Source organism: Frateuria sp. (assembly GCF_035944355.1).
In the GTDB taxonomy this organism is placed as follows: Bacteria; Pseudomonadota; Gammaproteobacteria; order Xanthomonadales; family Rhodanobacteraceae; genus Frateuria_A.
The window spans coordinates 1-17085 of sequence record NZ_DASZBH010000008.1 but is presented as its reverse complement, the minus strand read 5'-3'; the positions used below and the strand labels follow the sequence as shown (position 1 = coordinate 17085).

Below are 17085 nucleotides of genomic sequence, written 5' to 3'. Positions count from 1 at the left end.
ATGCGTGAGCCGTGCCTGCAAAGCACGTTGACCTGCCCGCAGTGCGGGCACCGGTCGGCAGAAACCATGCCGACCGATGCCTGCCTGTTCTTCCACGACTGCCCCGCCTGCGGCGCGCTGCTCAAGCCCAGGCCCGGCGACTGCTGCGTGTTCTGCTCGTACGGCGACGTGCCCTGTCCACCGGTGCAGGCCGAGCGCGGGTGCTGCGGATAGGCCACAGGCTGGCCGAGCCGCAGCACGGCGACATCGTGATCATCGACTCGGCCGACCGGCGAGCGGCTGCTGAAACGCATGGTCGTCCTGCCTGGCGATCGCGTCGACTGCGCGGCAACGTGCCTTACCTCAACGGCGGGCCATTACCCGGCGCATCGCGAACGCGACCGGCTCGCCGACGACCAGGCGCAGCCGGCAGGTTATGCGGAGAAGTCTCTCGCGGGTCGCCATCACCGGCGGGCGCGTTATCCGCAGCTGCTGCGGCGCCTGCATGCTCCCCGAACGGGCGAGTTCAGACGGTCGAGGCCGCGGACTTGCGCACGATCAGCATCGCCAGCTCCAGCGATTGCTCGTAGTTGAGCCGCGGATCGACCATGGACTTGTAGGCGCGCTTCAGGTCCGCCTCGGACAGGTCGCGGGCCCCGCCCATGCACTCGGTGACATCCTCGCCGGTCAGCTCCAGGTGCACGCCGCCCAGGCGCGTGCCGGCCGCCGCATGGATGTCGAAGGCCTGGTCCAGCTCGCCCCGGATGTTGTCGAAGCGCCGCGTCTTGTAGCCGTTGGAGGTGCTCTCGGTGTTGCCGTGCATCGGATCGGCCACCCACAGAACGCGCCGCCCCTCGCGCCGGACCGCCTCGAGCAACGGCGGCAGCGCGCGGGCGATGTCGCCGTGGCCCATGCGATGGATCAGGGTCAGCCGGCCCGGTTCGTCCTGCGGGTTGAGTGCGTCGATCAGCGGCAGCAGCTGCTCGGGGGTAACCGACGGCCCGACTTTCACCGCGATCGGATTGCGGATGCCGCGGAAGTACTCCACGTGCGCGCCATCCAGCGCCGCCGTGCGCATGCCGATCCAGGGGAAATGAGTGGACAGGTTGAACCAGCCCGGATTGCGCGGCACCTGCCGGGTGAGCGCCTCCTCGTAGTGCAGCAGCAGCGCTTCGTGCGAGGTGAAGAAATCCACCCGCGAGAAGCTGGCGATCGGGCCGGCCAGGGTTTCCATGAAGCGCAGCGAATCGCCGATCGCGGCGACCATGCGGCGGTATTCGGCGGCCAGCGGCGAATGTTCGACCCAGGCCAGATCCCAGTATTCGGGGTGATGCAGGTCGGCGAAACCGCCGTCGATCAGTGCGCGCACGAAGTTCATCGTCAGCGCCGAATGCGCGTGCGCCTGGATCAGCCGCTGCGGGTCGGCACGCCGCGCTTCGGCGGTGAATGCCGGGTCGTTCACCACGTCGCCGCGGAAACTCGGCAGCGTCACGTCCCCGCGCGTCTCGGTGTCGGCCGAGCGGGGCTTGGCGTACTGCCCCGCAAAGCGGCCCACGCGCAGCACCGGCCGCTTGAGACCGTGCACCAGCACCAGGCTCATCTGCAGCAGTACCTTCAGCCGGTTGGAAATGACCGGGCTGGTGCAATCGGCAAAGCTTTCCGCGCAATCACCACCCTGCAGCAGGAAGCGCTGGCCATCCTGTGCCTCGGCCAGTGCCTGCTTGAGCGCGAGCACCTCCCAGGAGGTGACCAGCGGCGGCAGCGCGGCGAGCCGGGCGGTGGCCTGGGCCAGTTCGGCGGGATCCTCGTAATGCGGTTGCTGCAGCGCCACGCGCTGTTGCCAGGAGGCAGGCGTCCAGGCACCGGGCGAGCCGGCCAAGGGAATCGGGCGATCGTTCACGGTCGATCCTCGCAATCAGACGGTACGACGGCGCAGCGCCGCCGCGAGCGCGAGCACCGCCAGCGCTACGAACCAAAGCAGGGTCCAGGCGGGCATCGGCAGGCCGAGCACCGGCTCGACCTTGGCGCACTCGCCCGAGCCGGTGAACACCATGCGCAACACCTGCGCGAACGGGAAGGCGTCGAACATGTAATCGAGCGGCGGCCCGCACGAGGGCACCTGGTCGGCCGGCAGCGACTGGATCCAGAGATGCCGTCCGGCCACGGCGATGCCCCACAGCGCGCCCAGCCATACGCCGCCGACATAGACCCAACGCAGGCCGCGGCGCGGCCCGTGCAGTGCGCCGACCAGGAAGAACAACGCCATCACCAGGAAGCCGATGCGCTGGAAGATGCACAGCGGGCAAGGAGTCAGCCCCCACGCGTACTCGGTATACAGCGCAAAGCCCAGCAAGGCCACGCAAACCAGGAAGCCCACGAGGAAGCTGACGCGGTAGGACCAGTGCAGAGGATTCATGGCGGCATGTTGCGTTGCGGAAAGTCGACATTACCCGCTTGCTCGCCCGCTGTCAGCAAACATCGCCGGAAAACGAAAAACCCCGGCAGGTCGCCCGGCCGGGGTTGGTCGTTTGGACGTCTGGACGCCCGTACGTGCGATGCTTACTCGGCGTCCGCGGCGGCAGCCGTCTGCGGGCGATCGACCAGCTCGACGTAAGCCATCGGCGCATTGTCGCCGGCGCGGAAGCCGCACTTGAGGATGCGCAGGTAACCGCCGGGGCGCTGCTGGTAGCGCGGGCCCAGCTCGACGAACAGCTTGCCGACCGCTTCCTTGTCGCGCAGGCGCGCAAAGGCGAGGCGGCGGTTGGCGACGCCGTCGACCTTGGCCAGCGTGATCAGCGGCTCGGCGACACGGCGCAGTTCCTTGGCCTTGGGCAGGGTGGTGCGGATCAGCTCGTGCTTGATCAGCGAGGCGGCCATGTTCTTGAACATCGCTTCGCGGTGCGAGCTGGTGCGGTTGAGCTTGCGGCCCGATTTCTGGTGGCGCATGGGAAGAACTCTCTCTGTCTGTTGTTATGAAAAGCCGGCGGTTGTGTCCGGCTTCCCGCGGTTACCCGCTGTTCCGGGCCCTTTCACAACAGGCCCTCGTGAGAAGTGCGGCCATCGATGGCCGTCTATTGCTCTGGCGGCCCAGAGGACCGCTGGGCCAGCGAGGCCCATCACCGGGCAGCCAAGAGGGCTGCTCCAAAAGGCGTCTGGCGATTCCGCCAGCCTGAAACTTCGGCGGCGATCCTTCGATCGCCGCCGCAAACATCAACCCAGCTGCATGCCGTGCGACAGGCCCGGCGGCGGCCAGTTCTCGAGCTTCATGCCGAGGGCCAGGCCGCGCGAACCGAGCACGTCCTTGATCTCGGTGAGCGACTTCTTGCCCAGATTCGGGGTCTTGAGCAGCTCGACCTCGGTCTTCTGCACCAGGTCGCCGATGTAGTAGATGCTCTCGGCCTTCAGGCAGTTGGCCGAACGCACGGTCAGCTCCAGGTCGTCGATCGGGCGCAGCAGCAGCGGATCGAAACCGCCCTTCTCCGCCTTGTCCGACGCGCTCTCGCGGCGCGAGAAGTCGCCGAACACCGACAGCTGGTCGTTGAGGATCTCGGCGGCCTTGCGGACCGCGTCCTCGGCGCCGATGGTGCCGTTGGTCTCGATGTCGAGCACGAGCTTGTCGAGGTTCGTGCGCTGCTCCACACGGGCCGCGTCGACCTCGTAGGCCACGCGCAGCACCGGAGCGAAGGAGGCATCGAGCTGCAGGCGACCGATCGGACGCGCTTCGTCGTCCGGATGCTGGCGCGCGCTGGCCGGCTGGTAGCCGACGCCGCGGCGCACCTTCAGGCGCATGTTGAGCGCGATGTCCTTGGTCAGGTGGCAGATCACGTGCTCGGGGTTGATGATTTCCACCGAGTGGTCGACGACGATGTCGCCGGCCGTGACCACGCCCTTGCCCTTCTTGGACAGGGTCAGGGTGACCTCGTCGCCCGAATGCTGGCGGATGGCCACGTCCTTGAGGTTGAGCAGGACTTCGATCACGTCCTCCTGCAGGCCCTCGAGTGTGGTGTACTCGTGCAGCACGCCATCGATTTCCACCTCGATGATGGCGCTGCCGGGAATCGAGGAGAGCAGCACGCGGCGCAGCGCGTTGCCCAGGGTGTGGCCGAAGCCACGCTCGAGCGGCTCCACCACCACCTTGGCGCGGTTGGCTCCGAGCTGCTCGACGCTGAGGCCACGGGGCCGCAGCACACTAGTTGACGAAACTGCCATGCAGGGCTCCGGTAATTACTTCGAATACAGCTCGACGATCAGGGCTTCGTTGATGTCCGACGGCAGGTCGCCGCGATCGGGCATCGACTTGAAAGTACCGGCGAACTTCTTCGCATCCACTTCCAGCCAGATCGGACGCAGGTCCATGGTGTCGAACACGGTCGCCGCTTCCTGCACGCGCAGCTGGGTGCGCGCGCGCTCGGTCAGCGCGACCTCGTCACCCGGCTTGACCTGGTACGAGGGGATGTTGACCTTCTTGCCGTTGACCAGCACCGCCTTGTGGCTCACCAGCTGGCGGGCCTGGGCGCGGGTCACCGCGAAACCCATGCGGTAGACGACGTTGTCCAGGCGGCTCTCGAGCAGGCGCAGCAGGTTCTCGCCGGTGTTGCCCTTGAGGGTCGACGCCTTGGCGTAGTAGTTGCTGAACTGGCGCTCGAGCACGCCGTAGATGCGCTTGACCTTCTGCTTCTCGCGCAGCTGGACGGCGTAGTCGGACATGCGCATGCGCTTGTTGGCGCCATGCTGGCCGGGCTTGTTCTCCAGCTTGCACTTGGAGTCCAGCGCGCGGGCCGGGCTCTTCAGGCTGAGATCCGCACCCTCGCGGCGGGCGAGCTTGCAGGTAGCTCCACGATAACGGGCCATGGGTTACTCCTTAGACTCGACGCTTCTTGGGGGGACGGCAGCCGTTATGCGGAATCGGCGTGACGTCGATGATGTTGAGGACCTTGTAGCCCAGCGCGTTCAGCGAACGCACGGCCGACTCGCGGCCCGGGCCGGGGCCCTTGATACGCACTTCCACGGTCTTCACGCCGTAGTCGCCGGCCGCGCGGCCAGCCTTCTCGGCAGCGACCTGGGCAGCGAACGGGGTGGACTTGCGCGAACCGCGGAAACCCGCGCCGCCGGCAGTCGCCCACGACAGCGCGTTGCCCTGGCGGTCGGTGATGGTGACGATGGTGTTGTTGAAGGAGGCCTGCACGTGGGCCACGGCATCCGTGACGACGCGCTTGATCTTCTTCTTGGTCTTGACAGGCTTGGCCATGATTGGTGTCCGTTACTTCTTGATCGCGCGACGCGGGCCCTTGCGGGTGCGCGCATTGGTACGCGTGCGCTGACCGCGCACCGGCAGGCCACGACGGTGGCGCAGGCCGCGATAGCAACCCAGGTCCATCAGGCGCTTGATGGCGATACCCACCTCGCGGCGGAGGTCGCCTTCGACGACGTACTTGCCGATTTCGTGGCGGAGCTTCTCCACCTCGCCCTCGCTCAAGGATTTGATCGGCGTGGTCGGAACCACTCCGGCATCCGCGCAGACCTTCTTGGCCCGGCTGCGGCCGATGCCGTAGATGCTCTGCAGGCCGACCCACACATGCTTGTGGACCGGCAAATTGACACCCGCGATGCGCGCCATGATGTACTTTCTCCGATGCGTTTCTTGCGCGGTAAACGCGCAATTTTAACCTGAATTACCGTAACAGGAAAGCCCTGCGGCGCCATGCCGCCCGCCTTCCAACGTGACCTACCTCGTTCGCCCCAGCAGCCACTAGTTGCGGCGGAGGTTGGCCTTCTTGAGCAGACTTTCGTACTGGTGGCTGACCAGATGCGCCTGCACCTGGGCGGTAAAGTCCATCACCACCACCACGATGATGAGCAGAGACGTGCCGCCGAAATAGAACGGTACGTGCCAGTAGTTCTGCAGGAACGTCGGCACCAGGCACACCAGCACCAGGTAGATCGCGCCCACGCCCGTCAGCCTGGTCATCACGCCGTCGATGTATTCCCCGGTCGCCCGGCCCGGACGGATGCCCGGGATCAGCGCACCCGACCGCTTGAGGTTGTCGGCCGTTTCCTGCGAGTTGAAGACGATCGCCGTGTAGAAGAAGGCGAACACGATCACCAGCACCGCGTAGATGATCTCGTACAGCGGCTGGCCCGGCGCGATCGCCTGGGTCAGGCTCTGCAGCCAGCGTGACTGATGGCCGGCGCCGAACCAGCTCACCGCGGTCGCCGGGAACATCAGCAGGCTCGAGGCGAAGATCGGCGGGATCACGCCCGACATGTTGATCTTCAGCGGCAGGTGCGAGGTCTGGTTCATGTACGCGCGCTGGCCACCCGACCGCCGCGCATAGTTCACGGTGATGCGCCGCTGCGCACGCTCCATGAACACCACGAAGGCCGTCACCGCCAGAATCACCACCACCACCAGGATCAGCTTCAACACCGACAACTCGCCGTTGCTGGCCATTCCCAGGGTGCTGGAGACAGCGCCTGGCAAGCCCGCCACGATGCCGGCGAAGATCAGCAGCGAGATACCGTTGCCGATGCCGCGCTCGGTGATCTGTTCGCCCAGCCACATCAGGAACATCGAGCCGGCCGTCAAGCCCACCACCGACGCCAGGATGAAGCCGAAACCCGGGGTGTACACCACCGAGGCGCCGCCGGCGGCCGTCTGCGTCTGCAGCGCCGCGGCGATGCCGAACGCCTGGAACGCCGAGAGACCTACCGTGCCGAAGCGCGTGTACATGGTCATCGTGCGACGACCGGCCTCGCCTTCCTTGCGCAGCGCCTGCAGGCTCGGCACCACCGAACCCATCATCTGCACCACGATCGATGCGGAGATGTAAGGCACCACGCCGAGCGCGAACACCGAGAAGCGCTGCAACGAACCACCCGAGAACATGTTGAACATGTTCAGCAGGCCGCCGCCGCCCTGGATCAGCCGGGTCATGGCTTCCGGGTTGACGCCCGGCACCGGGATGAACGAGCCGAGACGGAAGACGACCAGCGCACCGATCACGAAGAAGATGCGCTGGCGGAGTTCCGTCAGCTTGCCGAGCGCACCGAGCGCATTGCCCTGGGCTTGCGCCACCGTCTTACTCCACGCTGCCGCCGGCGGCCTCGATGGCCGCCTTGGCGCCGGCCGTGGCGAGCACGCCGGAGAGCTTCACCGCACGGCCGATCTCGCCCTTGGCGACGACCTTGATTTTCTTGGCCTTGCTGTCCACCAAGCCAGCCTGGTGCAGCGCGATCGGGTCGATCACGTCCACCTTCAGGTTGGCCAGCTGATACAGGAACACTTCCTGGCTCTCGGCCTTCTTCTTGGAGCGGAAGCCGACCTTGGGCAGGCGCCGCTGCAGCGGCATCTGGCCGCCTTCGAAGCCGAACTTGTGGGTGCCGCCGGCGCGGGCGTGCTGGCCCTTGTGGCCGCGGCCGGCAGTCTTGCCAAGACCCGAACCGATGCCGCGACCGACGCGCAGGCGCGTCTTGCGCGAACCGGCAGCCGGCTTGATGTCGTTGAGACGCATGATGATTACTCCTCGACCCGGACCAGGTAGTAGACCGTGTTGATCAGGCCACGCACCTGCGGGCTGTCCTTCAGTTCACGGACATCGTTGAGCTTGTTCAGGCCCAGCGCCTTGACGCTCAGGCGATGACGCCCCTGCACGCCGCGCAGGCCCTTGACCAGGCGCACGCGCACGGTGGCGGCGGTGTCGTTGTTCTTAGCCATTGCCCATCACCTCTTCCACGGTCTTGCCACGCTTCGCGGCGATGCGCTTGGGCGAGGCGATCGCCTGCAGGCCCTTGATGGTGGCGCGCACCAGGTTGATCGGGTTGCGCGAACCGACCGCCTTGGCCAACACGTTCTTGACGCCGACCACTTCCAGTACGGCGCGCATCGCGCCGCCGGCGATCACGCCGGTACCTTCGGAAGCCGGCTGCATGAACACGCGAGCCGCGCCGTGGTTGGCCTTGATGGCGTACCACAGGGTGCCGTTGTTCAGGTCGATGCTCACCATGTTGCGGCGGGCGCGGTCCATGGCCTTGGAAATGGCGACCGGCACTTCGCGCGCCTTGCCATAGCCGAAGCCGACCTTGCCCTCGCCGTCGCCGACGACGGTCAGCGCGGTGAAGCTCATCTGGCGGCCACCCTTGACGGTCTTGGCCACGCGGTTGACGGCGATCAACTTCTCGAGCAGGCCGTCGGAATTTTCGCGATCGGTAGAAGACATTGTTCGTTTCCGTATGCCCGGACCATCCGGGACTTTTGCTTGCGGCTGGGCCGCTTGTTGTTGTTTGTGGAGCCGTGAATCGGGAATGGTCGATGGTGAATCGAAGCCGAGCAGCGCTTCTTACGATTCCCTATTTCCCAATTCCCGATTTACACGTCAGAACTTCAGACCCGCTTCACGCGCTGCATCGGCCAACGCCTGGATGCGGCCGTGATAGCGGAAACCGGAGCGGTCGAAGGCGACCGACTCGATGCCGGCGGCGAGCGCGCGCTCGGCCACCGCCTTGCCCACCGCCGCGGCGGCAGCCAGGTTCTTCGTGCCCTTCAGGCCTTCGGCCACCGACTTCTGCACGGTGGAGGCGGCCGCCACCACCTTGGCGCCGGAGGCATCGAACACCTGGGCGTAGAGATGCTGGCCGGTGCGGTGCACCGACAGGCGCGCCACGGCGAGCTTGCGGATATGGGCTCGCGTGGACTTGGCGCGACGCAGGCGGGATTCGTTCTTGTTCATCTGTCTGTTTCCTAGAAGCGGATCGGCAAATAGCTAGTGGCTCTTTGTGAAGAGTGCCGCCATGGATGGCGGCTTCTACACGCAGGGACTGCGTACTAACTACTCAGGCCTTCTTGGCTTCCTTCAGGGTGATCTTCTCGCCGGCGTAGCGCACGCCCTTGCCCTTGTAGGGCTCCGGCGGACGGAACGCGCGGATCTTGGCGGCAACTTCGCCGACGCGCTGCTTGTCCGAACCCTTGATCAGGATCTCGGTCTGCGACGGGGTTTCGAGCGTGATGCCTTCCGGAGCGTTGAACACGACCGGATGCGAGAAGCCCAGGCTCAGGTTCAACGCCTTGCCGGCCATCGAGGCGCGGTAACCCACGCCGACCAGCTCCAGCTTGCGCTCGTAGCCTTCGGAAACGCCCCTGACCATGTTGGCCAGGAGGGCGCGCGCGGTACCGCCGAACTTGTCGTCGGCGCCATCGGCGAGGGCGATGTTGGCGACGCCGTCATTGACGGCCACCGACACGCCAGGCAGTGCGTGCACCGACAGCGTGCCCTTCGGGCCCTTGACGGAGATGCCATTGGCATCGGACTTCAGTTCCACGCCCTTGGGCAGGTTGATCGGTTTCTTGGCAACGCGGGACATGCGAACTCCTTACGCCACTTGGCCGATGACTTCGCCGCCCAGGCCGCGCGCGCGGGCCTGCGCATCGGTCATCAGACCGGCGGAAGTCGAGATGATCGAGATACCCATGCCGCCGAGCACCTTCGGCAGCTCGTCCTTGCCGCGATACACGCGCAGGCCGGAGCGGGAGACACGGGAAATGGCCTCGATGGCCGGGCGGCCTTCGAAATACTTGAGCTTGATCTCGAGCACCGGCTTGCCTTCCGCATCGGAAGTCTTGGCGTCGAGGATGTAGCCCTCGTTCTTGAGGAGGTTGGCGATCGCCAACTTCAGCTTCGACGACGGCATGCTTACGGCCTGCTTGCCCGTGAGCTGGGCATTGCGGATACGCGTAAACAGATCGGCGATGGGATCAGTCATGCTCATGAAAACATCCTTCAGAGTGCACCGATATCCGAGTAACCGGAAATCTTCTAAGTTGTGAGGCGGCCATTCACCGCCTGTCTGCTTTGAGCAGACGGACGACTATAGCAGCTTTTTCCGGTCAAGCGAATATCCGTGCGAAATATGCACCGGCAGGCCAGCGCGGCCTGCCGTTGGATGCGGGCGGGCGCCGAGGCGCCCTTCCCTTGGGTTTTACCAGCTGGCCTTGCGCAGACCCGGCACGTCGCCGCGCATGGTGGCTTCGCGCAGCTTGTTGCGGCCCAGGCCGAACTTGCGGTACACGCCACGCGGACGACCGGACAGCTCGCAGCGGTTGCGCTGGCGCACCGGGCTGGCGTCGCGCGGCAGCTTCTGCAGCTTCGACTGCGCGTCCATCTTCTCGTCGTACGAAGCGTTCGGGTTCAGCACGATCGCCTTCAGTTCGGCGCGCTTGGCGGCGTACTTCTTGACGAGCTTGGTCCGCTTGATGTCGCGGTTGACCATCGAGGTCTTTGCCATGTGTTTCTCTCGCTCTTAAGGGGCGGCGCGCGTCAGTTGCGGAACGGGAAGCTGAAGGCTTCCAGCAGCGCCTTGGCCTCTTCGTCGGTCTTGGCGGTGGTGGTGATGGAGATGTCCATGCCACGCATCGCGTCGATCGCGTCGAAGTCGATTTCCGGGAAGATGATCTGTTCCTTGATGCCGAAGTTGTAATTGCCACGGCCATCGAAGGCACGGCCGGAGACACCGCGGAAGTCGCGGGTACGCGGCAGCGAGATGTTGATCAGGCGGTCCAGGAATTCCCACATGTTGGCGCGGCGCAGGGTGACCTTGCAGCCGATCGGCCAGCCGTCGCGGATCTTGAACGAGGCCACGGACACGCGCGCCTTGGTCGTGATCGGCTTCTGACCGGCGATCTTGGTCATGTCGGCCACGGCGTTCTCAAGAATCTTCTTGTTGCCGGCAGCCTCGCCCACACCCATGTTCAGGGTGATCTTGGTGATGCGCGGAACCTGCATCACGTTCTCGTAGCCGAACCGCTCGGTGAGCTTCGGCACGACTTGCTCTTTGTAAATCTTCTCAAGGCGCGTCATGACATTTGTTCCTTACGCGTCCAGCTGTTCGCCGTTGGAGCGGAACACGCGGACCTTGCGCCCATCGGAGAGCGTCTTGGCACCCACGCGCTCACCCTTGCCCGTGGCGGGGTTGAACGGCTGCACATTGGAGATGTGGATCGAGGCCTCGCGCTCGACGATGCCGCCGGCCTGGTTGGCCTGCGGGTTCGGCTTGGTGTGGCGCTTGACGATGTTCACGTTGGAGACGAACACGCGATCGCCATCCACGCGCAGCACATCGCCGCGCTGGCCCTTGTTCTTGCCGGCGATCACGAGGACCTGATCACCCTTGCGGATACGGTTCATGGTTCTTATCTCCGCTCAAAGCACTTCGGGCGCGAGGGAGACGATCTTCATGAACTTCTCGCCGCGCAGCTCACGCGTCACCGGCCCGAAGATACGGGTGCCGATCGGCTCGAGCTTGTTGTTGAGGAGGACCGCTGCATTGCCGTCGAAACGGATCAGCGAGCCATCGGGGCGACGCACGCCCTTGGCGGTACGCACCACCACGGCGTTGTAGACCTCGCCCTTCTTCACCTTGCCGCGCGGAATGGCATCCTTCACGGTGACCTTGATCACGTCACCGATCGCGGCGTAGCGGCGGTGCGAGCCGCCGAGCACCTTGATGCACATAAGTTCCTTGGCGCCGCTGTTGTCGGCCGCGGAAAGCGTGCTCTGCATCTGGATCATGTCTGCACCCTCCTCAGACGGCCGCGCGCGTGACGATTTCGACCACGCGGTGATGCTTGGTCTTGGACAGCGGACGGCACTCGGCGATGCGCACGAGGTCGCCCTCGTTCGCACCCAGGTCGTCCTGCGCGTGCAGCTTGGTCGACCGGCGGATGATCTTGCCCAGCAGGCCGTGCTGCACCTGGCGCTCGATCAGGACGGTGACCGTCTTGTTCATCTTGTTGCTGATGACGCGACCCTCGAGGGTGCGCGCCCCGCTCTTGGCAGCGGTGTTCTGGTTGTCGCTCATGTCGGCGGTCCCTTACTTCTTCGTGCCGAGCACGAACTTCGTGCGGGCGATGTCGCGCCGGACGCGGCGCAGCTGGTGCGGCTGGCTGAGCTGGCCGGTACCCTTCTGCATGCGCAGGTTGAACTGCTCCTTGCGCAGGTCCAGCAGGTGCTGCTTCAGCTCGTCGGCCGACTTGGTGTTCAGATCGTTGGTGGCCATCACATCACCGCCCGGGTCACGAATTGGGTCTGCACGGAGAGCTTGGCGGCGGCCAGGCGGAACGCCTCGCGCGCCGTAGCCTCGTCGATACCCTCGATTTCATAGAGCATGCGGCCCGGCTGGATCGGGGCGACCCAGAACTCGACGCCGCCCTTGCCGGCGCCCATACGCACTTCGATGGGCTTCTTGGTGATCGGCTTGTCCGGGAACACGCGGATCCACAGCTTGCCGCCACGCTTGACGAAACGGGTGATGCAACGACGGCCGGCCTCGATCTGGCGCGCGGTCAACGCGCCATGGGTGGTCGCCTTCAGGCCGTACTCGCCAAAGCTGACGAGGTTGGCGCACTGCGCCAGGCCATCGTTGCGGCCCTTGAACTGCTTGCGGAATTTGGTTCGCTTCGGTTGCAACATGGCAACTCTCCTTACTTCGCCGTCCGCTCGCGGCGGCCTTCACCGCCCTCGCGACGCGATTCACGACGACCCTCGCCACCTTCGCGGCGCGGCTGCGACTGCTCGTCCTTCGACTCCTGCGACGCCGCCGCCAGGTCGAAGATCTCGCCCTTGTAGACCCACACCTTGATGCCGATGATGCCGTAGGTGGTCTTCGCCTCGGCAAAGCCGTAGTCGATGTCGGCACGCAGGGTGTGCAGCGGCACGCGGCCCTCGCGGCTCCACTCGGAGCGCGCGATCTCGGCACCGTTCAGTCGGCCGGACACGTTGATCTTGATGCCCAGCGCGCCCAGGCGCATCGCGTTGCCGACCGCACGCTTCATGGCGCGGCGGAACATGATGCGGCGCTCCAGCTGCTGGGCGATCGACTCGGCCACCAGCTGCGCGTCGAGCTCGGGCTTGCGCACTTCGTTGACGTTGATGTGCGCCGGGACGCCCATCATGTCGGACACTTCCTTGCGCAGCTTCTCGATGTCCTCGCCCTTCTTGCCGATCACCACGCCCGGCCGGGCGGTGTGGATCGTCACGCGGGCGGTCTTGGCCGGACGCTCGATCTGGATCTTGGAGATGCCGGCCTGCGCCAGCTTCTTGCGCAGCATCTCGCGGACCTTGAGGTCAGCCGCGAGATACTTGGCGTACTCGCCCTTGTTGGCGTACCACTTCGAATTCCAGTCCTTGGCGATGCCGAGGCGGATACCGGTGGGATGAACTTTATGACCCATCGTCTTCTGTCCTCTTACTCGCCGACGACCACGGTGATGTGGCTGGTGCGCTTCAGGATGCGCGAACCGCGACCCTTGGCGCGGGCATACATGCGCTTCATCGCCGGACCTTCGTCCACGAAGATGCGCGAGACCTTCAGCTCGTCGACGTCGGCGCCGAGATTGTTCTCGGCGTTGGCGACGGCCGAGAGCAGCACCTTGCGGACAAGGTGAGCGGCCTTCTTGTTGGTGAACTGGAGCACGTCGCTGGCGCGGCCCACGGGCATGCCGCGGACCAGGTCAGCCACCAGGCGTGCCTTCTGAGCCGAGATGCGGGCGCTGCGCAGGATCGCTTTGGCTTCGGTGCTCATCTTACTTGCCCTTCTTGTCGCCGCCGTGGCCCTTGAAAGTGCGGGTCACCGCGAACTCGCCGAGCTTGTGCCCGACCATGTTCTCGTTGACGAGCACCGGCACGTGCTGGCGACCGTTGTGGATGGCGATGGTCAGGCCCACCATTTCGGGCAGGATCATCGAGCGGCGCGACCAGGTCTTGATCGGACGCTTGTTGTTGGCGGAAACGGCGGCTTCCACCTTCTTTGCGAGGTGCAGGTCGATGAACGGACCTTTCTTTAGGGAGCGCGGCATGATCGTTTCCTGTTACTTGCGACGACGCACGATGAACTGCTGCGTGCGCTTGTTGTTGCGGGTCTTGTAACCCTTGGTCGGCGTGCCCCACGGGCTGACCGGATGACGGCCGCCGGAGGTACGGCCTTCACCACCGCCGTGCGGATGGTCGACCGGGTTCATCACCACGCCGCGCACGGTCGGGCGGATGCCCTTCCAGCGGTTGGCGCCGGCCTTGCCCAGCTTCTTCAGGCTGTGCTCGGAGTTGCCGACTTCACCGATGGTGGCGCGGCAATCGACCGGCACGCGGCGCATCTCGCCGGAGCGCAGGCGCAGCGTGGCATAGCCGGACTCGCGGGCGACCAGCTGCACGGAGGCGCCGGCGCTGCGGGCGATCTGCGCGCCCTTGCCTGCCTTCATCTCGATGCAGTGGATGGTCGAACCGACCGGAATGGCGCGCAGCGGCAAGCTGTTGCCGGCCTTGATCGGCGCGTCGGAGCCGGACACCAGGCGGTCGCCCACCTGCACGCCCTTGGGCGCGATGATGTAGCGGCGCTCGCCGTCGGCGTAGCACAGCAGCGCAATGTGCGCGGTGCGGTTCGGATCGTATTCGATGCGCTCGACCTTGGCGGCGATGCCTTCCTTGTCGCGCTTGAAGTCGATGATGCGGTAGGCCTGCTTGTGGCCACCACCGCGATGACGCGTGGTGATGCGACCGTAATGGTTGCGGCCACCGGTCTTGGACTGCGATTCGGTCAACGGCGCGTACGGCGCGCCCTTGTGCAGGCCTTCGGTGCGGACGCTGACAGAGTCGCGGCGGCCCGGCGAGGTCGGCTTGTGAGTGATCAGTGCCATCTCAATTCAACTCCTTGAGCTCAGGCCTTGGCCGAAACGTCGATGGTCTGGCCATCGGCGAGGCGGACGTAGGCCTTGCGCTTGCCCTGGCGGCTGCCAGCGCGGAAACGGAAGGACTTGACCTTGCCCTTGGCGTTGACGAGGTTCACCTGCTCGACCTTGACGTCGAACATCTGCTCCACCGCCGCGCGGACGTCGGCCTTGGTCGCCTCGGGGGCGACCACGAATACGTACTGGTTGTTCTCGGCCAGGCGCGCGGACTTCTCGGAGATGTGCGGCGCACGCAGCGTGTTGAGAATGCGTTCGTTGCTCATGCCAGCCATTCCTCGATCTTCTTCACGGCCTCGGCGGTCATTACGACGTAGTCGGAACCGACCAGGCTGACCGGGTTCAGCGCCATCACGTCGACCACGTGCAGGTACGGGATGTTGCGGGCGGCCAGGAACAGCGCCTCGTTGGCATCCTCGGACACCAGCAGCACGCGACCGGCGACCTGCAGCTCGGCCAGCTTGGCGACCATCGCCTTGGTCTTGGCTTCCTCGATGCCGAAGCCTTCGACCACCTTCAGGCGGTCCTGGCGGTTCAGCTCGGAAAGGATCGAGCGAATCGCGACGCGATAGGCCTTGCGGTTGACCTTCTGCTCGAAGCTGCGGGGCTTGGCCGCGAAGGTGACGCCGCCGCCGACGAAGATCGGAGCGCGATAGTCGCCGTGACGGGCGCCGCCGCCCTTCTGCTTCTTGAACTTCTTGGTGGTGCCCGACAGCTCACCGCGCGACAGCTGCGCCTTGGTGCCGGCGCGACCGCCGGCCTGGTACGCGACCACCACCTGGTGGATCAGGGCTTGCTTGAACTCGGTGCCGAACACTTCGTCGGACACGGCGAGCGGCTTGGCGCCAATGACATTCAGTTCCATGGCGTCTCTCCTCAACCCTTGGTGGTCGGGCGGATCACGACGTCGCCGCCGGTCGCACCCGGCACGGCGCCCTTGACCGCGATCAGGTGACGCTCGGCGTCGACCTTGACCACTTCCAGACCCTGCTGCGTGCGGTTCACTGCACCCATGTGGCCGGCCATCTTCTTGCCCGGGAACACGCGGCCCGGCGTCTGGCGCTGGCCGATCGAACCCGGCGCACGATGCGACAGCGAGTTACCGTGCGTCGCGTCGCCCATCGAGAAGTTGTGGCGCTTGATGGTGCCCTGGAAACCCTTGCCCTTCGAGACGCCGGCGACGTCGACGATCTGGCCGGCCGAGAAGATCTCGTCCGCCTTGATCTCGGCGCCGACGCTGTACTTGCCGAGGTCCTCGGCAGCGACGCGGAACTCCCACAGACCACGGCCCGGCTCGACCTTAGCCTTGGCGTAGTGGCCCTTCACCGGCTGGGTCAGCAGCGAAGCGCGCTTGACGCCTGCAGTGACCTGGATCGCGGTGTAACCATCGTTGTCTTCGGTCTTCAGCTGGGTGACGCGGTTCGGGGTCGCTTCAATCAGCGTCACCGGAATCGAGCGTCCGTCTTCAGTGAAGAGCCGGCTCATGCCGCACTTGCGGCCAACCAGTCCGATACTCATCTTCGTATCCTGTCTATCGCTCAGCCGAGCTTGATCTGGACGTCCACGCCAGCGGCGAGGTCAAGCTTCATGAGCGCGTCCACGGTCTTGTCGTTGGGGTCGACGATGTCGAGCACACGCTTGTGGGTGCGCGTTTCGTACTGATCACGCGCATCCTTATCGACATGCGGCGAGACCAGGATGGTGTAGCGCTCGATCTTGGTCGGGAGCGGGATGGGGCCGAGCACCGTAGCGCCGGTGCGCTTGGCCGTCTCGACGATCTCGCTGGCCGAGCGGTCGATCAGACGATGATCGAACGCCTTGAGGCGGATGCGAATCTTCTGGTTCGCCATAAAACCGTGTCCTGTTATCGAAAGAACAAATGCTTGTCCCGAGGTGGCTTCTCACCGCCCCGCACAACCCTTTTGAAGCCGCCCGATGCACCTGGGTGCGTCGGGCGAAAAAGCTAGGCGAGCACAAACGGCTCGCCTAGACAGAAAATTATAAGTCGCGCAACGAACAAAGGTCAACAGAATGTCATCTGTGACCCAGGGTTACGTTGCGAGGGCCCTCCCGGCCTGCGAACTCGAAGTACGTCCTGTACCTCATTTCGCGGTAGCGACTCCGAGCAACACAGAGCCGTCAAGCTAGCGAGTATAGCAGCCTTCTCACACGCGATGCCAGCAGTCTTGCCGGCATCTGTGCAAAAGCGGCGGCCCGGGGGACCGCCGCCAGGGGTCTTACTTGATGACCTTGGCCACCACGCCGGCGCCGACGGTGCGGCCGCCTTCGCGGATGGCGAAGCGCAGGCCCTCGTCCATCGCGATCGGGTGGATCAGGCTCACCACCATCTTGATGTTGTCGCCCGGCATGACCATCTC

At 65.3% G+C, this 17085-nt stretch carries 30 protein-coding genes and 1 pseudogene; 1 reads left to right on the top strand and 30 read right to left on the bottom strand.

Annotated elements, in window-relative coordinates; translation table 11 throughout:
* Positions 1–213 carry a GDCCVxC domain-containing (seleno)protein gene (locus VGU03_RS04885; protein ID WP_327479065.1) on the top strand — a complete coding sequence of 71 codons (213 nt, stop codon included), beginning with the start codon at positions 1–3 and terminating at the stop codon, positions 211–213.
* Positions 214–505: 292 nt separating this feature from the next.
* Here VGU03_RS04885 and VGU03_RS04880 read toward each other — a convergent pair whose 3' ends face one another.
* The 30 genes and pseudogenes from VGU03_RS04880 to tuf form a co-directional block, all read right to left on the bottom strand.
* Positions 506–1879, bottom strand: a complete 1374-nt coding sequence (locus tag VGU03_RS04880; protein ID WP_327479064.1) for a class II 3-deoxy-7-phosphoheptulonate synthase — start codon at positions 1877–1879, stop codon at positions 506–508.
* Between the two features lie 15 nt (positions 1880–1894).
* Entirely contained in the window at positions 1895–2395 is a 501-nt protein-coding gene (locus tag VGU03_RS04875; protein ID WP_327479063.1) for a disulfide bond formation protein B, read from the bottom strand.
* A gap of 143 nt (positions 2396–2538) precedes the next feature.
* The gene (rplQ, locus tag VGU03_RS04870) at positions 2539–2925 is read right to left on the bottom strand and encodes a 50S ribosomal protein L17 (protein WP_327479062.1); all 387 of its coding nucleotides are present in this window, start codon (positions 2923–2925) and stop codon (positions 2539–2541) included.
* 264 nt (positions 2926–3189) lie between these two features.
* Positions 3190–4188: a DNA-directed RNA polymerase subunit alpha gene (locus VGU03_RS04865; RefSeq protein WP_327479061.1), complete on the bottom strand. Its 999-nt coding sequence runs from the start codon at positions 4186–4188 to the stop codon at positions 3190–3192.
* Positions 4189–4203: 15 nt separating this feature from the next.
* Positions 4204–4830, bottom strand: coding sequence for a 30S ribosomal protein S4 (gene rpsD, locus VGU03_RS04860; protein ID WP_327479060.1), 627 nt, complete (start codon positions 4828–4830; stop codon positions 4204–4206).
* 10 nt (positions 4831–4840) lie between these two features.
* A complete protein-coding gene (gene rpsK / locus VGU03_RS04855) occupies positions 4841–5227 on the bottom strand; it encodes a 30S ribosomal protein S11 (RefSeq protein ID WP_007513384.1) in 387 nt (128 codons plus the stop codon).
* A gap of 12 nt (positions 5228–5239) precedes the next feature.
* Positions 5240–5596: a 30S ribosomal protein S13 gene (gene rpsM / locus VGU03_RS04850; protein ID WP_209619614.1), complete on the bottom strand. Its 357-nt coding sequence runs from the start codon at positions 5594–5596 to the stop codon at positions 5240–5242.
* Positions 5597–5728: 132 nt separating this feature from the next.
* The gene (gene secY / locus VGU03_RS04845) at positions 5729–7054 is read right to left on the bottom strand and encodes a preprotein translocase subunit SecY (protein WP_327479059.1); all 1326 of its coding nucleotides are present in this window, start codon (positions 7052–7054) and stop codon (positions 5729–5731) included.
* 4 nt (positions 7055–7058) lie between these two features.
* A complete protein-coding gene (gene rplO / locus VGU03_RS04840; RefSeq protein WP_327479058.1) occupies positions 7059–7490 on the bottom strand; it encodes a 50S ribosomal protein L15 in 432 nt (143 codons plus the stop codon).
* 5 nt (positions 7491–7495) lie between these two features.
* Positions 7496–7693, bottom strand: coding sequence for a 50S ribosomal protein L30 (gene rpmD / locus VGU03_RS04835; protein WP_209619607.1), 198 nt, complete (start codon positions 7691–7693; stop codon positions 7496–7498).
* Complete coding sequence (gene rpsE, locus VGU03_RS04830) at positions 7686–8195, bottom strand: 30S ribosomal protein S5 (RefSeq protein WP_327477221.1); 510 nt, start codon at positions 8193–8195, stop codon at positions 7686–7688. Before rpsE ends, rpmD begins: the two co-directional genes overlap by 8 nt.
* A 156-nt stretch (positions 8196–8351) precedes the next feature.
* The gene (rplR, locus tag VGU03_RS04825; RefSeq protein WP_327479057.1) at positions 8352–8705 is read right to left on the bottom strand and encodes a 50S ribosomal protein L18; all 354 of its coding nucleotides are present in this window, start codon (positions 8703–8705) and stop codon (positions 8352–8354) included.
* A gap of 103 nt (positions 8706–8808) precedes the next feature.
* Entirely contained in the window at positions 8809–9336 is a 528-nt protein-coding gene (gene rplF / locus VGU03_RS04820) for a 50S ribosomal protein L6 (RefSeq protein ID WP_327479056.1), read from the bottom strand.
* 9 nt (positions 9337–9345) lie between these two features.
* Entirely contained in the window at positions 9346–9741 is a 396-nt protein-coding gene (rpsH, locus tag VGU03_RS04815) for a 30S ribosomal protein S8 (protein WP_327477226.1), read from the bottom strand.
* Positions 9742–9951: 210 nt separating this feature from the next.
* Positions 9952–10257, bottom strand: a complete 306-nt coding sequence (gene rpsN / locus VGU03_RS04810) for a 30S ribosomal protein S14 (protein ID WP_091340522.1) — start codon at positions 10255–10257, stop codon at positions 9952–9954.
* 32 nt (positions 10258–10289) lie between these two features.
* Positions 10290–10829, bottom strand: coding sequence for a 50S ribosomal protein L5 (rplE, locus tag VGU03_RS04805; RefSeq protein WP_327477230.1), 540 nt, complete (start codon positions 10827–10829; stop codon positions 10290–10292).
* A gap of 12 nt (positions 10830–10841) precedes the next feature.
* Positions 10842–11156, bottom strand: coding sequence for a 50S ribosomal protein L24 (gene rplX / locus VGU03_RS04800; RefSeq protein ID WP_327479055.1), 315 nt, complete (start codon positions 11154–11156; stop codon positions 10842–10844).
* 15 nt (positions 11157–11171) lie between these two features.
* Positions 11172–11540, bottom strand: a complete 369-nt coding sequence (rplN, locus tag VGU03_RS04795) for a 50S ribosomal protein L14 (RefSeq protein ID WP_014402147.1) — start codon at positions 11538–11540, stop codon at positions 11172–11174.
* 13 nt (positions 11541–11553) lie between these two features.
* Positions 11554–11829 (bottom strand): 30S ribosomal protein S17, encoded by a 276-nt coding sequence (gene rpsQ / locus VGU03_RS04790; RefSeq protein WP_327477234.1) that lies wholly within the window; start codon positions 11827–11829, stop codon positions 11554–11556.
* A 12-nt stretch (positions 11830–11841) separates the two neighbouring features.
* The gene (rpmC, locus tag VGU03_RS04785) at positions 11842–12027 is read right to left on the bottom strand and encodes a 50S ribosomal protein L29 (RefSeq protein ID WP_091340512.1); all 186 of its coding nucleotides are present in this window, start codon (positions 12025–12027) and stop codon (positions 11842–11844) included.
* Complete coding sequence (gene rplP / locus VGU03_RS04780; RefSeq protein WP_327477240.1) at positions 12027–12440, bottom strand: 50S ribosomal protein L16; 414 nt, start codon at positions 12438–12440, stop codon at positions 12027–12029. The genes rpmC and rplP overlap by 1 nt, the downstream gene beginning before the upstream one ends.
* Positions 12441–12451: 11 nt before the next feature.
* Positions 12452–13201 (bottom strand): 30S ribosomal protein S3, encoded by a 750-nt coding sequence (gene rpsC, locus VGU03_RS04775; protein WP_327477242.1) that lies wholly within the window; start codon positions 13199–13201, stop codon positions 12452–12454.
* 14 nt (positions 13202–13215) lie between these two features.
* Positions 13216–13551, bottom strand: coding sequence for a 50S ribosomal protein L22 (rplV, locus tag VGU03_RS04770; protein ID WP_181300981.1), 336 nt, complete (start codon positions 13549–13551; stop codon positions 13216–13218).
* 1 nt (position 13552) lies between these two features.
* Entirely contained in the window at positions 13553–13825 is a 273-nt protein-coding gene (gene rpsS, locus VGU03_RS04765) for a 30S ribosomal protein S19 (protein ID WP_056001708.1), read from the bottom strand.
* Between the two features lie 12 nt (positions 13826–13837).
* Complete coding sequence (gene rplB / locus VGU03_RS04760) at positions 13838–14659, bottom strand: 50S ribosomal protein L2 (protein ID WP_327479054.1); 822 nt, start codon at positions 14657–14659, stop codon at positions 13838–13840.
* 20 nt (positions 14660–14679) lie between these two features.
* Positions 14680–14973 carry a 50S ribosomal protein L23 gene (rplW, locus tag VGU03_RS04755; protein WP_414655835.1) on the bottom strand — a complete coding sequence of 98 codons (294 nt, stop codon included), beginning with the start codon at positions 14971–14973 and terminating at the stop codon, positions 14680–14682.
* Positions 14970–15572 (bottom strand): 50S ribosomal protein L4, encoded by a 603-nt coding sequence (gene rplD, locus VGU03_RS04750; protein WP_327479053.1) that lies wholly within the window; start codon positions 15570–15572, stop codon positions 14970–14972. The genes rplW and rplD overlap by 4 nt, the downstream gene beginning before the upstream one ends.
* 11 nt (positions 15573–15583) lie before the next feature.
* Complete coding sequence (rplC, locus tag VGU03_RS04745) at positions 15584–16225, bottom strand: 50S ribosomal protein L3 (RefSeq protein ID WP_091340490.1); 642 nt, start codon at positions 16223–16225, stop codon at positions 15584–15586.
* 20 nt (positions 16226–16245) lie between these two features.
* Positions 16246–16557, bottom strand: coding sequence for a 30S ribosomal protein S10 (gene rpsJ, locus VGU03_RS04740; protein WP_014402136.1), 312 nt, complete (start codon positions 16555–16557; stop codon positions 16246–16248).
* A 387-nt stretch (positions 16558–16944) separates the two neighbouring features.
* Positions 16945–17085 (bottom strand): annotated as a pseudogene (tuf, locus tag VGU03_RS04735) (elongation factor Tu); the annotation flags it as partial.